The organism is Archangium sp., assembly GCF_036389735.1.
In the GTDB taxonomy this organism is placed as follows: Bacteria; Myxococcota; Myxococcia; order Myxococcales; family Myxococcaceae; genus Archangium.
This window is the reverse complement of sequence record NZ_DASVWK010000634.1, coordinates 1-15255: the sequence shown is the minus strand read 5'-3', so window position 1 is coordinate 15255 and position 15255 is coordinate 1. Positions and strand designations below refer to the sequence as shown.

General features: G+C 67.9%; 15 protein-coding genes. 11 read left to right on the top strand and 4 right to left on the bottom strand.

Translation table 11 applies throughout. The features are described from left to right. On the top strand, window positions 1-962 hold a 962-nt coding region (locus VF794_RS22200), incomplete at its 5' end, for a mandelate racemase/muconate lactonizing enzyme family protein (RefSeq protein WP_331113556.1). Continuing rightward, window positions 962-2404 carry an o-succinylbenzoate--CoA ligase gene (menE, locus tag VF794_RS22195; RefSeq protein ID WP_331113554.1) on the top strand — a complete coding sequence of 481 codons (1443 nt, stop codon included), beginning with the start codon at window positions 962-964 and terminating at the stop codon, window positions 2402-2404. The genes VF794_RS22200 and menE, both read left to right, overlap by 1 nt. A gap of 7 nt (window positions 2405-2411) precedes the next feature. Here menE and VF794_RS22190 read toward each other — a convergent pair whose 3' ends face one another. Further along, window positions 2412-2807: an STAS/SEC14 domain-containing protein gene (locus tag VF794_RS22190; protein WP_331113553.1), complete on the bottom strand. Its 396-nt coding sequence runs from the start codon at window positions 2805-2807 to the stop codon at window positions 2412-2414. A gap of 160 nt (window positions 2808-2967) precedes the next feature. Here VF794_RS22190 and VF794_RS22185 point away from each other — a divergent pair, with 160 nt between their 5' ends. Further along, the gene (locus tag VF794_RS22185; RefSeq protein ID WP_331113558.1) at window positions 2968-4041 is read left to right on the top strand and encodes a type IV pilus twitching motility protein PilT; all 1074 of its coding nucleotides are present in this window, start codon (window positions 2968-2970) and stop codon (window positions 4039-4041) included. A gap of 49 nt (window positions 4042-4090) precedes the next feature. On the opposite strand, the gene VF794_RS22180 is transcribed toward VF794_RS22185, so the two are convergent. After that, on the bottom strand, window positions 4091-5128 hold the full coding sequence (locus tag VF794_RS22180) for a DUF4105 domain-containing protein (protein WP_331113551.1): 1038 nt from the start codon (window positions 5126-5128) through the stop codon (window positions 4091-4093). Window positions 5129-5195: 67 nt separating this feature from the next. On the opposite strand from VF794_RS22180, the gene VF794_RS22175 reads away from it, so the two are divergent. Beyond that, window positions 5196-5495, top strand: coding sequence for a PilZ domain-containing protein (locus VF794_RS22175; RefSeq protein ID WP_331113549.1), 300 nt, complete (start codon window positions 5196-5198; stop codon window positions 5493-5495). 2 nt (window positions 5496-5497) lie between these two features. Here VF794_RS22175 and VF794_RS22170 read toward each other — a convergent pair whose 3' ends face one another. Then, a complete protein-coding gene (locus VF794_RS22170) occupies window positions 5498-6100 on the bottom strand; it encodes a hypothetical protein (protein ID WP_331113548.1) in 603 nt (200 codons plus the stop codon). A 182-nt stretch (window positions 6101-6282) separates the two neighbouring features. Here VF794_RS22170 and VF794_RS22165 point away from each other — a divergent pair, with 182 nt between their 5' ends. Continuing rightward, window positions 6283-7056: an alpha/beta hydrolase gene (locus VF794_RS22165; protein ID WP_331113547.1), complete on the top strand. Its 774-nt coding sequence runs from the start codon at window positions 6283-6285 to the stop codon at window positions 7054-7056. 18 nt (window positions 7057-7074) lie between these two features. Here VF794_RS22165 and VF794_RS22160 read toward each other — a convergent pair whose 3' ends face one another. Beyond that, on the bottom strand, window positions 7075-8235 hold the full coding sequence (locus VF794_RS22160; protein ID WP_331113546.1) for an ATP-grasp domain-containing protein: 1161 nt from the start codon (window positions 8233-8235) through the stop codon (window positions 7075-7077). 122 nt (window positions 8236-8357) lie between these two features. On the opposite strand from VF794_RS22160, the gene VF794_RS22155 reads away from it, so the two are divergent. The 6 genes from VF794_RS22155 to VF794_RS22130 all read left to right on the top strand — a co-directional run. Beyond that, window positions 8358-9020: a class I SAM-dependent methyltransferase gene (locus tag VF794_RS22155; protein WP_331113544.1), complete on the top strand. Its 663-nt coding sequence runs from the start codon at window positions 8358-8360 to the stop codon at window positions 9018-9020. Window positions 9021-9202: 182 nt separating this feature from the next. After that, on the top strand, window positions 9203-10498 hold the full coding sequence (gene icd, locus VF794_RS22150; protein WP_331113542.1) for an NADP-dependent isocitrate dehydrogenase: 1296 nt from the start codon (window positions 9203-9205) through the stop codon (window positions 10496-10498). Window positions 10499-10520: 22 nt separating this feature from the next. Then, a complete protein-coding gene (gene mdh / locus VF794_RS22145) occupies window positions 10521-11462 on the top strand; it encodes a malate dehydrogenase (RefSeq protein ID WP_331113540.1) in 942 nt (313 codons plus the stop codon). A gap of 255 nt (window positions 11463-11717) precedes the next feature. After that, on the top strand, window positions 11718-13598 hold the full coding sequence (gene sdhA / locus VF794_RS22140; RefSeq protein ID WP_331113538.1) for a succinate dehydrogenase flavoprotein subunit: 1881 nt from the start codon (window positions 11718-11720) through the stop codon (window positions 13596-13598). A gap of 20 nt (window positions 13599-13618) precedes the next feature. After that, window positions 13619-14449, top strand: coding sequence for a succinate dehydrogenase iron-sulfur subunit (gene sdhB, locus VF794_RS22135; RefSeq protein ID WP_331113536.1), 831 nt, complete (start codon window positions 13619-13621; stop codon window positions 14447-14449). Between the two features lie 221 nt (window positions 14450-14670). After that, a partial coding sequence (locus VF794_RS22130; protein WP_331113534.1) for an ATP-grasp domain-containing protein occupies window positions 14671-15255 on the top strand: 585 nt, incomplete at its 3' end.

The following is a 15255-nucleotide window of genomic DNA, read 5'->3' as shown; positions in this document are numbered from 1 at the left end:
TGGTGCACCTGCGGGACGAGGCGGGGCGGATGGGGCAGGGCGAGGCGATGCCGTTGCCGGAGTTCGGGACGGAATCCTCGAGCGAATGCGAGCGGGCGCTTACCCACCACCTGAGACACGTGAAGAGGGGTGTCTCGGGCCCCGGGTTGGAGCTGCTCGAGGGCCTGCCCACCGGGACACCCGCGGCAAGACACGCGCTGGAACAGGCCCTCCTGGATCTCCTGTCCCAGCGCCGAGGCCAGCCCCTGAGTCACCTGCTCGCGGCGGAACCGCGAGAGGAAGTCGAGGTCAACGCACTTCTCGGAGCCCAATCCCCGGAGGCGCTGGCGGAGGAAGCGCGCCGAGCCGTGGCCGAGGGCTACACGACGCTGAAAATCAAGGTAGCGGGCCGCCCGGTAGCGGAAGACGAATCCCGACTGGCGGCGGTGCGCGAAGCGGTGGGCCCGGACATCCACCTGCGAGTGGATGCGAACGGGGCCTGGACGGAGTCGGAGGCGGGGCCGGCGCTGGAGCGCTTGAGCAGGTACCACCTGGAGCTGTGCGAGCAGCCGGTGGCGGCCGAGGAGCACGAGGCGCTGGCGAGACTCCAGGCCCACTCCCCCTGCCCGCTGGCGGCGGACGAGTCGCTGGCCCTGCCGGAGATCCTCCAAACCATCCTCCGGGGCCCGAGGACGGTGAGCATCCTGGTGCTCAAGCCGATGGTGCTGGGGGGCCTGTTGCCGACGCTGGAGGTGGCGCGGCAGGCGGCGAAGCAGGGCATGGAGGCGTACGTGACGAGCTCGCTGGACGGGGTGATCGCGAGAGCGGGAGCGGCGCATCTGGCGGCGGCGCTGCCATCGGGGAGGTACGCGTCGGGGCTGGGGGTGGGCCACCTGTTCAGCAACGAGCCCGAGAACCATCCATTCCGCCCGGTGCGGGGCCGAATCCGGCTTCCTCGGACACCGGGCCTGGGGGTGCGGTGATGCGGTGGACGTGCCCCATCCGGACCGGCGCGGAGAATCGGCCGGAGGCGCTGGCGCTGACGTTCGCGGGCCAGCGGTGGACCTACCGGGAGTTGGACGCCGAGGTAGGCCGGTGGATGGCGGCGCTCGAGGGGAGGGGCGTGAAGGCGGGGGACCGGGTGGCGCTGCTGGCGACGAACGACGCACGGGTGGCGCACCTCTTCTTCGCGCTGGGGCGGATGGGCGCGGTGCTGGCCCCCCTCAACGCACGGCTGACACGAGCGGAACTGCGACCGCTCGTCGAGGACGTGGCGCCGAGGCTCACGCTGGCGCTCGGAAACCTCACGGAGCGGCTCCCGGGAGCCGAGCCGCTGGAGTCCTTCGCGGACGGGGTGGCCACGACATCATCAGGTTCTGTCCCCCTGGAACCAACGTCGCCCCGGGTCATCCTCTTCACGTCGGGGACGACGGGGCGCCCGAAGGGGGCGGTGCTGACGGAGGGAAACTTCCGGGCCTCGGCCCGAGGCTCCGAGGCGAACCTGGGTGCGCACCCGGCGCCGTACTGGCTGGGCACGCTGCCGCTCTTCCACGTCGGCGGCCTGGCGATGCTCACGCGCACCGCGTACGACGGGGGCTGCCTGGTGCTGAGGGAGCGCTTCGAGGCGGAGGACACGAACCGGGCGCTCGACGAGGAGGGAGTCACCCACGCGAGCTTCGTGGCCACGACGCTGGAGCGCGTGCTGGAGGAGCGGAAGGACCGCCCCGTGCCGCCCACGTTCCGACTGGCGTTGATCGGCGGAGGACCCGTCCCGGCGCCGCTGCTGGCCCGGGCGCGAGCGGCGGGAATCCTGGCGCTGCAGACCTACGGGCTGACGGAGGCCTGCTCGCAGGTCACCACGGAGCGCCCGGACGAGGCGGACGGACGCACCGCGGGCCGGGCGCTGCCCGGGGTGGAGGTCCGCATCGTGGGGCTCGAGGGCGAGTCCTTGGCGGCTGGGAGGGAAGGGGACATCGAGGTGCGAGGCCCCACGGTGATGTTCGGCTACCTGAACCGACCCGAGGCCACGCGCGAGGCGGTGCGCAACGGCTGGCTGCGGACGAAGGACGTGGGGGTGCTGGACGCGAGTGGACGCCTCACGGTGCTCTCACGGCGGACGGATCTGATCGTCCGGGGAGGGGAGAACATCTACCCGGCTGAGCTGGAGGCGGTGCTCGCCTCGCATCCGGCGGTGCGGGAGGCGGCGGTGGTGGGGGTCCCGGACGCGCGGTGGGGCGAGGTGCCGGTGGCCTTCGTGGCGACGCGGAAGGGAGCGGTGCTGCCGGAGGACCTGGGGGCGTGGTGCCGCGAGTCCCTGGCGGGCTTCAAGGTGCCGGCGCGCTTCCTGGAGATCGAGTCCCTGCCGCGCAACGCGATGGGCAAGGTGGAGCGCACGGTGCTGCGCGAGCGGGCCCAGAAGACTTGAGCCCGGGTCAGGCCGCGTCGGCCTGGTCGTCGCTCTCGAGGAGCCAGCGCCGGGCCTCGGCCTCGTCCTGGAAGCGGCGGAGGATGCGCTCCATGCCGCTGGCGCGGGCGATGCGGTTGAGCTGGAGCGTGGCGAGCTCCCCGCTGACGAGCTCGGCGATCCGCACCATGCCTGCCTGCATGGCGGTCGCCTGGCCCTGGCGGAGGATCTCCGTGGCCTCGGGCGAGGCGGTCCGGAACTGACGCAGGTCGGCGAGCGAACGCACGCGCTGGCCCTGCTGGGCGAGCTCGCGAATCGCGCCCACGGCTTGCGCGACGAACTGGTGCATCTCGTCGGGGCGCATGGAGCCCTCCAGGGTGACGACCACGAGTGCGTTCGACCTATCGACCTTGACCTGGAACAAGGGGAATCTCTCCTGGACAGAGCGCGAGACACGGATCTCCTACCGCGATTCCCGGACCCGTACCAGACGCGCCCGATGTGACGATCTCTGGTGAACCCTTTCTTGGCCCTCCAGGGGGGCTTTCGCCTAGACTCCGGAGCCGACGAGAGAGGTACTTCCCCTGGATCAGGCAACGCTCAACAAGCTGCTCACGGTCGGCGTCCAGAATGGCGCCTCGGACATCCATTTCCGGCCTGGAGATCCGCCCATCTACCGGGTGAACGGGGTGCTGCGGCCGCTGAAGATGGAGAAGCTCCATCCGGACCACACCAGACAGGTTGCCCTGCACATCATCAGCGATCCGCTGACGAAGTCGCAGATCGACAGCGTGCAGGAGTACGACACCTCGTACGGCCTGCCGGGGGTGGCGCGCTTCCGCGTGAACGTCTACCGGCAGCGGGGCACGCTGGCGTGCATCCTGCGCATCATCCCGGATGAGATCCCCACCATCGACGGGCTGGGGCTGCCGCAGGTGCTCAAGACGATCGCCGACAACGATCGGGGGCTGGTGCTGGTGACGGGCGCGACGGGCTCGGGCAAGAGCTCGACGCTGGCGGCGATGATCGATCACATCAACCGCACCGAGAACCTGCACATCCTCACCCTCGAGGATCCGATCGAGTTCATCCACAAGAACATCAAGTCCTCCATCTCGCAGCGGGAGATCGGCCAGGACACGGAGAACTTCGCCATCGCGCTGCGTTCGGCGCTGCGCCAGGATCCGGACGTCATCCTGGTGGGCGAGATGCGCGACATGGAGATGATCGACATCGCGCTCAAGGCCGCGGAGACGGGCAAGCTGGTGTTCTCCACGGTGCACACCACGGATGCGTCGCGCACCCTCAACCGCCTCATCTCGGTGTTCCCGGCCGAGGAGCAGGCGATGGTGCGCATGCGGCTGGCGGACAACCTCCGGGCGACGATCTCCCAGCGACTGTTGCCGAAGACGGATGGCAAGGGCCGGACGTTGGCCCTGGAGATCATGGTCCAGACCCCCTCGGTGGAGCAGTACATCCGCGAGGATCGGATCAACGAGCTCAAGGAAGTCATCGAGAAGGGCCAGGACATGTTCGGCATGCAGTCCTTCGACCAGCACTTGAGCCAGCTCTACCGCGAGGGCCAGATCTCCCTGGAGACGGCCCAGAGCGCGACGACGAGCCCGGAGGACCTCCATCGCCTGCTCGAGTCCGAGTGAGCGGGGCCGTGGGCGGGGCGCCGCGGGGCGTCCCCGTCCGTGGACCTCGTCATTGGGAAGCTGCGTGCACGGGGGTAGCGCTTCGTGACGGTGTCGGAGCTGCTGGCGCTCGGCCGCGGATGACGAGCGAGAAGTCCTCGCGATCCTGGGCGGCGAGGGCGAGCGTGTTGATGCGATGGCGCTCGCGCGTCTCGTCGAGCCCCACGTCTGTGTCGAGCAACCCCAGCGCGAAGGCGAGCTCGTCCGAGTAGGCGGGGAGCAGGGTGCGGTGATCGTAGGGGACGTCGGTCTCGCTGACCTTCTCGAGGTGCCGCACGAGGTTGGTGGTGCAGTTGCTGGTGAGCGAGTCGTAGAACTCAGGAGCCTCGTGGAGGCCGTTCATCCGCCGCACCATGTCGAGGAAGAAGGCGACGGTGCGCTCCTGGGAGGCGCGGACGGGGTAGAGGTAGACGTCGTCGCGGCGGTGGTTGCTGCGCAGCTGGACGAGGTCGCGCTCGTCACCGGCGACGTAGATGAGCTCGTACTGGCGGAACAGGCCACCGAGCACCGAGTACGTCTCCCCTCGCTCGCGGCGGATCTCCCCGGAGATGACGAGGAAGCGATCTCCGGAGAACTCGAAGCTGACCATGGTGTGGGCGGCGCCCTCGAAGCCGGAGAAGGGCTCGACGATGAACCAGGCGCGGACGAGGTCGCGGGTGTCGTAGGTGGCGGAGTACCAGGCCGCGTCCCAGTCGGTGGTGCCGCGGTAGCGGAAGTTCCGGAGGTCGTGCAGGGTGACGCGGGAGCCCTGCACATCGGCGCGGGCGGCGCGGACGAGATCCGGTGCCCAGTCCCGGGTGGCCGAGGGCCGCACGGTGCGCGTCCAGACGAACACGGAGGCGCAGAGCGCGGCGAGCACGCCCAGGGCGACGCCCCGGGAACCCAGCCGCCACGCGAGGCCCACTGCCGCGACGAGGAGCAGGGCGACCCCATACCGCCACCCCTCGGGCCCCTGGGCCCCGGCGCCGGTGAGGGCGATGGCGAGCAGGAGCCACGCGGTGCCGAGGAAGAAGAGAGCGAGGGTGCCAGCGTGGGCGACAAGACGCATGTGCCAGCAGTATCCCCGACGGAGGGACAACTGTCGAAAGCGCCCTCGGAAGGCTATCCTCGGAGCAATGTCCTCCGATGACGAGCGGCGCCGACACCAGCGGTATCCCTTGATGTTGCCCGTCAAGCTCCGCCGTGGGAGCGCGAGGCTGGAGGGGGACATCGTCAACGCGTCCGCGAGCGGCTGCCTGTTGGTGCTGTCGCTCCCCTTGGAGGCGGGCGAGGTCCTCGAGGCGAGCGTGCCCGAGCTGATGCTCTCGGACACGAAGCTGTACGTGCTGCGCTGCCACGCGTCCCCTCAGGGGTACACGGTCGCGGTCTCCTTCGAGGCCCCGGTGGCCGGCCCCCCGAGCCGCCTCGACGGCTGAAACTACTTCCAGCCCACGGAGTAGGTGCAGCTCATCCCGCCCTTCTTGCGGCAGGTCGTGGGGTTCTGATGCACCAGCGTGGCGGAGGGCTCGAAGCGCTGCGCCATGGCCAGGACGAGCCCCTCGTCGAAGTCGCAGGGGTAGGGCGTGTCACTCACGCAGAGGAGCTGCTTCTTGCCCACGACCGCCTGGTAGCGGTAGTGGCCGATGCCTTCCTCCATCTTGCCCGTCTGAAGCGAGAACAGCGGCTTGTCGCCGGCCCCATGGTTCAGGTGGTAGGCGACGTCGAGCGATTGAAGCGCGCTGTGGATGTCCACGACGGTGGGCGGGAGCTGCGCGTACTTCGGCACGACGGTCGCCATCTGGCGCAGGATGATGCCGCCGTACTCGTTGCTGATCCGGTAGAACGCCTTCAGGTTGTTCTTGAGCGGGTACCACTTCTTCGGATCGAACTGGGCGACGCCATTGCGATCCTCGATCCCGAGCTTCTCATCGATCATGATCCGACTGGCGAGTACCGAGAACGTTCCGAATCCATCCCGGAAATTCTGCAGGTTCTGACCGAGCACCTGAAAGCGGTCGTAGGCATCGAAATTCTTTTGCATGGACGCTCCAGAACGTGCTCCTGGGATGATGCCAGGCGCGCTATTGCTAGTGCTGGTAGTTCAGCACAAGGTCGTGGGCGCTTCAATTTCCGAAATGGCTGGGGCCTGGCGCTCGCGTGAATGATGGCGAGGGCTCGCTGGCCAGCCTATGGTGCCGCTCACCGCGTCACCTGACGTCATCCATGGGCCACGTCCACATCATCCGAGACTTCGCCTCTCCTCAGGAGGGGTTCTCCCGCACCGTGCGCATCTACACGCCGGATGCGTATGACCACGAGCCCCACCGGCGCTTCCCCGTGCTCTACATGCACGACGGGCAGAACGTCTTCGCGCACCCGGAGTCGACGATCTACGACACCTGGTGTGCCAACACCGCCCTGGAGCGGCTGGTGTCCGAGGGGCGTCTGGAGCCCTGGATCCTCGTGGCCGTGGATTCGACGGCCAACCGGCTCGCCGAGTACTCGCCCTGGGACGAGCCGCGTAGCAACGTGCGTGCCCAGGGTTTGTCCCACGTCCGCTTCCTCGTGGAGACGCTCAAGCCCTACATCGAATCCACCTACCGGGTCCGCCAGGGTCCCGAGTGGACGGGGGTGATGGGCTCGTCGCTGGGGGGCTTGATGTCGCTGTACACCGGGTTGAAGCACCCCGAGCTGTTCGGCCGCATCGGGGGGCTCTCGCCCTCGGTGATGTGGGGGTGGAACCGGCTCTTCGAGGAGTGGTCGGCCCACCCGCGGCGCTGGTCGCGCATCTACCTGGACGCCGGTCTGCACGAGACGATCGATCCGGTGGGCTACACCATGTACTACGGCGACTCCACGCGGGACTTCTACCACCACCTCAAGAGGCTGGGGTACGGCGACCACGAGCTGTTCCTCGTGCTGGAGCCGGGGGGGCACCACCACGAGACGGACTGGCAGCGCCGGCTGCCGCTGGCCCTGCGCTGGCTCTTGTGCTGAGGCGCCGGCCGCGGCCGCTCAAGGCCGGGCCTGGACGAAGCGCACGGCCTCCCGCATGGAGTCCAGCTCCGGGTGGCGGGTGAGGTACATCTCATCGCCCAGGGCGCTGGTGAAGACGGAGGGCATCTCGCGGTGTTGGATGAGCGCGTTGCCGAGCCGGGCCACCACCTCCGCGTGGGCGTGGCGGTACGTGCGGCCGGTGCGCCGGGAGATGTGGCACACGTGGTACTTGGGCGTGTAGCGGAAGCCCTGGAGGTTGTCGCCGGTGAGCAGGCGCGCCCACAGCCGGTACACGTCCATGTCGCACGCGTAGTTCATCATGTCCGTGAGGAAGGCCCCGGGCGGACGCAGGTTGGCCTCCAGCGCGACGAAGCTGCCGTCGGCCATGCGGAAGAACTCCAGGTGGAACCAACGCTCGCGCAGGCCGAGGGCCTTCACCGCCCTGCGGCCCAGGGTGTCCAGCGCGGGGTCGAGCTGCTTGTGGCTCCAGATGGTCAGGTCCCTCTGCTCGAGCACCGACTCCATGATGCCGTCGCTGTACTCGTGGCTGAAGGCGAAGACGATGTGGCCCTCGGCGTCGACGAGACCGTCGTAGGTGACGATGGTGCCGCGCACGAAGGACTGGGCGAGGTAGCTGGGCAGCGGCTCGGAGAAGGCCTCATCCACCTCCGCGTCGCTGGAGACCTTGAAGGTGCGGGCGGCGCCGACGCCCACGTCCGGCTTGAGGACGAGCGGGTAGCCAACCTTCTTGGCGAAGGCCCGCACGCTGGCGGCATCCCGGGCGGGGATGGCATCGGGGTGGGGGATGCCGGCCTTCTTGAAGAGGTCGTGCATGCCGAGCTTGGAGCGGAGCTGGGCGATGTCCGCGGGCTGGAGGCCGGGGACGTGGAAGTCCTCGCGCAGCTGGGCCTCGATCTCCAGCCACGTCTCGTTGAGCGAGTCGATGCGGTCGATGCGGCCGTGGCGCCAGGTGAAGTAGCCGACGGCGCGCAGGAGGGCCCCGGCGTCGTTGAGGTTGGGGGTGAAGAAGTACTCGGAGAGGCTCTCGCGCAGCTCGGGGCGGAGGGCGTCGTAGGGCGCGTCACCGATGCCGAGCACGTTGACGCCGCGCTCGCGCAGAGCGGAGACGAAGTGGAAGAAGTGGGGGGGGAACTGGGGCGAGATGAAAACGACGTTCAAGACTGCGCCTCCGATGATGATTCTTCCGAGCGACGCATCACGATACCGGACTTGCCGGGTTCGAGACAGCGAAGATGACGCAGGGCGTCCAGCGGGGTTGGCGCGGTAGGCTGTCCGGCACGATGGCAACCGAGACCCAGGAGGAGGGAGTCCGGCGGGTGTACGGAGAGATCGCCGGGGTCTACGAGGCGTTCTTCCCCACGCTGCACCGGTACGAGGGGAGGGTGGAGCGCTTCCTGGGGGAGACGGTGGCCGCGGGGTGTCGGGTGCTCGACGTGGGGTGTGGCCCGGGGCAACTCACGCGGGAGCTGGACCCGACCGTGCAGGTCGTCGGCCTGGATCTCTCTCCGGAAATGTTGGAGCAGGCCCGGCGGGGGAGGCCCTCGGGCGAGTACCGCGTGTACAGCTACCGCGACCCCGTGCCCGAGGACCTGGGCCGCTTCGACGTGGGGCTGGCGGTGGGGTGCCTCGACTTCTGCGATGACCTGCCGCGAACGCTGCGCCACCTGTCCGAGGCGCTCAAGCCTGGAGGGCGCTTGCTCCTCACCGTGCTCGAACGCAGGCCGGGGCTGGAGGGACACGAGGAGGCGCGGCAGCGCATCCAGACGGCGGGCCCGGAGGTGACGCTGTACTTCTGGTCCTTCGAGGAGACGGCGAGGGCACTCGGGGCGGCGGATCTGCTCCCCCGCGGCTACGCGCACGCGCCCGGTTGGGTGCGGTTCTCCGAGCAGCGGACGATGTGCTTCGGCTGGTGGGACGTGGAGCGGAGGTGTTCTGCGAAGTAGGGTCGGGCGCGGGGGCGGAATCCTGGGAGCCCAGGGAGTACGGCCCCCGGGCGATTGGATCCGATAAGTCAGGCCGCTCCTGGGGCTGCCGAACATCCTTGACGCGGGGGGCCAGTGTTGCAAAGCATCCGCCGCCCACACGGTCACACCCTTCACAGTTCCAAGATCAGGAGCTTCGTTTCATGGCCCCTCCGAGCGGCGAGAAGATCACCCTGAAGAACGGCAAGCTGTTCGTGCCGGACAACCCCATCGTTCCTTTCATCGAGGGTGACGGCACCGGCCGCGACATCTGGCGCGCCTCGCAGGCCGTCTTCGATGCGGCGGTGGAGAAGGCCTACAAGGGCAAGAAGAAGATCTCCTGGTTCGAGGTGCTCGCCGGCGAGAAGGCCTTCAAGTCGGTCAACAACTGGCTGCCCGACGAGACGGTCACGGCCTTCCGCGAGTACCTGGTGGGCATCAAGGGCCCGCTGACCACGCCGATCGGCGGCGGCATCCGCTCGCTGAACGTGGCGCTGCGCCAGATGCTCGACCTGTACGTCTGCCTGCGCCCCGTGCGCTACTTCAAGGGCGTGCCCAGCCCGGTGAAGACCCCCGACAAGGTCGACATGACCATCTTCCGGGAGAACACCGAGGACATCTACGCCGGTATCGAGTTCGAGGCCGGCAGCGCCCAGGCCTCGAAGGTCCTCGACTTCCTGAAGAAGGAGTTCCCGAAGGACTTCGCGAAGATCCGGTTCGCCGAGAACGTGGGCATCGGCGTGAAGCCCGTGTCCAAGGAAGGCACCGAGCGCCTCGTGCGCGCCTCGATCGAGTACGCCATCGCGCACAAGCGCAAGAGCGTGACGATCGTCCACAAGGGCAACATCATGAAGTACACCGAGGGCGGCTTCCGCAAGTGGGGCTACGAGCTGGCCGCTCGCGAGTTCGGTGACAAGGTCTACACCTGGGATCAGTGGGAGGCCACCAAGGCCGCCAAGAGCGAGGACGCCGCCAACGCCGAGCAGAAGGCCGCGGTCTCCGCCGGGAAGATCATCATCAAGGACTCCATCGCGGACATCACCCTGCAGCAGGTGCTGACGCGTCCGGACGAGTTCGACGTCATCGCCACGCTCAACCTCAACGGCGACTACCTGTCCGACGCCCTGGCGGCGCAGGTGGGCGGCATCGGCATCGCGCCGGGCGGCAACATCAACTACGTCACCGGCCACGCCGTCTTCGAGGCCACCCACGGCACCGCGCCCAAGTACGCGGACCAGGACAAGGTGAACCCGGGCTCGGTCATCCTCTCTGGCGAGATGATGCTGCGCCACATGGGCTGGCACGAGGCCGCGGATCTCATCATCCAGGGCATGGACAAGGCCATTGGCAACAAGACGGTCACGTACGACTTCGCCCGCCTGATGCGTCAGGAGAACCAGGGCAACGTGACCGAGGTGAAGTGCTCGGAGTTCGGGCAGGCCATCATCAAGAACATGTAGTCGTCACGGAGAGACAATCCACATGGCTCACACCAAGAAGAAGATTGGCCTCATCGGCGGCGGGCAGATCGGCGGCAACCTCGCCCTGCTCGCGGTGCAGAAGCAGCTCGGCGACGTCGTCCTCTACGACATTCCCGTGGCCGAGGGTCTGGTCAAGGGCAAGGCGCTGGACATCAACCAGCTCGCGGCCGTGGACGGCTACGACTGCCGCGTCACCGGCTCCACGGACTGGAAGGACGTGGCGGGCTCGGACGTCGTCATCATCACGGCCGGCGTGCCCCGCAAGCCGGGCATGAGCCGCGAGGACCTGCTCGACGTCAACCTGAAGATCATGCGGGACGTGGCTGCCAACATCAAGCAGCACTGCCCCAACGCCTTCGTCATCAACGTGGCCAACCCGCTGGACGCGATGGTGTTCGCGCTCCACAAGATCGCCGGCCTGCCCAAGAACATGGTCGTCGGCATGGCGGGCGTGCTCGACACCAGCCGCTTCAAGTGCTTCGTGGCCGAGGCGCTCGGCTGCTCCATCCGTGACGTGGAGGCGCTGGTGCTCGGCGGCCACGGCGACGACATGGTGCCGCTGGTTCGCCACAGCACCGTGGGCGGCGTGCCCCTGACCCAGCTGCTCTCCAAGGAGAAGCTGGACGCCATCATCGACCGCACCCGCAAGGGCGGCGCCGAGCTGGTGGGCCTCTACAAGACGGGCAGCGCCTACTTCGCGCCCGCCTCCAGCTCCATCGCCATGGCCGAGAGCTACCTGCTCGACCGCAAGCGCGTGCTGCCGTCCGCCGCCCTGCTCGAGGGGCAGTACGGCATCAACGGCTTCTTCTTCGGCGTCCCCACCCAGATTGGCGCGGGCGGCGTGGAGAAGATCATCGAGGTCAAGCTCGACGAGGCCGAGAAGGCCGAGCTCACCAAGTCCTTCGACTCGGTGAAGAAGACTGTCGAGAGCGTGAAGCTGTAGTCATTTCCCGCCGCGAGCCGGCCTGGTCCCGTGCGGTGGTGCGAGCCACCGCGCGGGACGGGCTCAGCGGGGCTGATGCCGGAAATGGAGTGGGCTTATCCCCCAGCTCCGGTAATCTTTGCGGCTTGCTGAATTCACCAGTTAACTAGCTCGTAGCATGCACCGGGGGTCTGGGCAGCGCACTCGCTGAGTCGGGTGGCGGCGCCAGTCACGTCCAGGAGGCGTGCGGCCTCTCGGTCACCAAGGAGACGCAGCATGGCAGCAGCAGCGCGATTCACGGTGGTGGGCGGCGGACTCGCCGGACTGATGACCACCATCAAGCTGGCCGAGGCCGGCCATCAGGTCGACATCCTCTCGCTCGTGCCGGTGAAGCGTTCGCACTCGGTGTGCGCTCAGGGCGGCATCAACGGCGCGGTGAACACGAAGGGTGAGGGCGACTCGCCCGACATCCACGTGAAGGACACGCTGCGCGGTGGCGACTTCCTGGCGGAGCAGGTGTCCGTGAAGGGCATGTGCCACGCGGCGCCGGGCATCATCTACCTGCTGGACCGCATGGGCGTGACGTTCAACCGCACGCCCGAGGGTCTGCTGGACTTCCGTCGCTTCGGCGGCACGCTGCACCACCGGACGGCGTTCGCCGGCGCCACCACGGGCCAGCAGCTGCTGTACGCGCTGGACGAGCAGGTGCGCCGCTGGGAGGCCGAGGGCCGCGTCACCAAGTACGAGTACTGGGAGTGGCTCGGCACGGTGAAGGACGGCACGGGCCGGGTCATTGGCAGCGTGGCCATGGATCTGCGGACCAACGAGATCCGCACCTTCCCGGCCGAGGCCGTGTGTCTGGCCACGGGTGGCCCGGGCATCGTCTTCGGGCGCTCCACCAACTCCATCATCAACACGGGGACCGCCGCGGGCCGCGCCTTCATGGAGGGCGCCATCTACGCCAACGGCGAGTTCATCCAGGTGCACCCCACCTCCATTCCGGGTGAGGACAAGCTGCGCCTGATGAGCGAGTCGGTGCGTGGCGAGGGTGGCCGCGTCTGGGTGCCCCGCAGGAAGGGCGACAACCGCGACCCGAAGAACATCCCCGAGAGCGAGCGCTTCTACTTCCTCGAGGAGAAGTACCCCAAGTACAAGAACCTGGTGCCGCGCGACGTGGCCACCCGGGAGATCTTCACCGTCTGCCGCGAGCTGGGCCTGGGCCTGGACGGCGGCGACGCCGTGTACCTGGACGTGACGCACATCCCGGCCCACGTGCTCACCGCCAAGCTGGGCGGCGTGATGGAGATCTACGAGAAGTTCGTGGGTGATGATCCGCGCCATGTGCCCATGAAGATCTTCCCGGGCATGCACTACTCGATGGGCGGCCTGTACGTGCGCTTCGAGGCGGACTCCCAGACGCAGACGCCCCTGGTGGGCAGCCCCATCAACCAGTCCACCAACATCCCCGGTCTGTACGCCACGGGCGAGGCGGACTACGCCTACCACGGCGCGAACCGCCTGGGCGCCAACTCGCTGCTGTCCTGTATCTACAGCGGCATGATCGGCGGCCCGGCCATGGTGGCGTTCGCCAAGAACAACACCAAGAGCGCCACCGACGCGGACCACCAGAAGTTCTTCGCCGACTCGAAGAAGTTCTGGGAGGAGCGCTTCGCCACCATCAAGAAGATGGACGGCAAGGAGAACGCGTACGGGCTCACCAAGGAGCTGGGCGACCTGATGACGGAGAACTGCACCGTCGTCCGCTACAACGACCGGCTCAAGAAGACGGTGGAGCGCATCCGCGAGTTCAAGGATCGCTGGAAGAACCTCAACGCGCTGGACACCGGCAACGTGGCCAACCGGAGCATCTCCTACGCCAACCAGCTCTGGAACATGTTCGAGCTGGCCGAGGTCATCGCCAAGAGCGCGTTGCTGCGTGACGAGAGCCGCGGCGCCCACTACAAGCCGGAGTTCTCGCTGCCCGAGCCCAAGTCGAAGGATCCTCGCGAGGATTCGGAGTGGATGGCGCTCTGGAAGAAGCGTCACGAGAAGTGGGCCAAGACGACCATCGCGAAGTACGCGGTGGAGGGCCCGCAGATCAGCTACGAGGACATCCCCACGCCCGTGCTCGACCCCGAGCCGCGCTGGTACGCCTAGGAAGGGACGGAGGGAACGACATGGACAACGCGACCGCGCAGACGCCTGTCAACACCAACACGAAGCACGTCACCTTCCGCATCTGGCGGCAGGACGGCCCGGACAAGGCGGGCCGCTTCGATGAGTTTCGCGTGCCCTACGGCAAGGGCGGCAACGTCATCTCCTGCCTGATGGAGATCCAGCGCAACCCGGTCACCGTGGACGGCCGCAAGGTCGCCCCGGTCATCTGGGACGCCGCCTGCCTGGAGGAGGTGTGCGGCAGCTGCGCCATGAACATCAACGGGCGGGTCCGCATGGCCTGCTCGGCGCTGATCGACCGCATCATCGGGGACGGGGAGCCCATCATCACCCTGGAGCCGATGAAGAAGTTCCCGGTCACCCGCGACCTGGCGGTGGATCGCAGCCGCATGTTCGACGCGCTCAAGCGCGTCAAGGCGTGGATCAACATCGACGGCACGCACAACCTGGGCCCCGGTCCGCGTCAGTCTCCGGGTGACCAGTCGGTGATGTACAAGCTGTCGACGTGCATCACCTGCGGAAGCTGCCTCGAGGCGTGCCCGCAGGTGACGATCGACAACGACTTCATCGGCGCCGCCTCCATCAGCCAGGCCCGCCTGTTCAACATGAACCCCACCGGCAAGATGAACGCCGAGGAGCGCGTCCGGGGTCTCATGGGTCCGGGTGGCATCCAGGACTGCGGCAAGGCCCAGAACTGCGTGAAGGTGTGCCCGAAGGAGATCCCCCTGACGACCTCCATCGCGGTGATGAACCGCGAGGTGACCAAGCAGGTCATCAAGGACATCTTCTTCAACCAGGACGACGAGAAGACGGCTTCGAGCGGCCCGGGGTAGACAGGGCAGTCCACGTCACACCGTCGTCTCCCGAGGCCCCGTGTCCGGCCGTTCCGCCGGTCCGGGGCCTCGGCTCTTTTCGGTCCGTCTGCTTGGCTCTTGACAGTTAGGGCCTTGCCAAGCGGGCCATTCTGCGCGAGAGAGGCACCCGCGCCGTCCCGCCCCGGGGGTTCTCTTCCGGGTGCCAGTCTCTCGCATCACTCGCGTCACCCGGAGCCTCGATGAAGATCCACGAGTACCAGGGCAAGGAAATCTTCCGGAAGTACGGCGTCCCCACGCCGCGCGGTATTCTCGCGCTCTCGCCCAACGAGGCCGAGGCGGCCGCCAAGCAGCTGGCCACCCCCGTGGTCGTCGTGAAGGCCCAGATCCACGCGGGCGGTCGCGGCAAGGGCGGCGGCGTGAAGCTGGCCAAGAGCCCGGCCGAGGCCAAGGACCTCGCCAAGCAGATGCTGGGCATGAAGCTCAAGACGATCCAGACCGGGCCCGAGGGCCAGACGGTCCACAAGGTCTACATCGAGGAGGGCCTGGCCATCGGTCAGGAGCTGTACCTCGGCGTGACGCTGGATCGCGCCACCTCGCGCGTCACCTTCATGGCCTCCCGCGAGGGTGGCGTGGAGATCGAGGAAGTGGCCGCCCACAGCCCCGAGAAGATCCTCCGCGAGGCAGTGGATCCGGCGGTGGGCTTCCAGGACTTCCAGGGCCGCAAGCTGGCCTTCGGCCTGGGCCTCTCCGGCCCCACGGTGAACAAGTTCGTCCAGTTCTGCTCCGCGCTCTACCGCATGTTCATGGAGACGGACGCCTCCCTG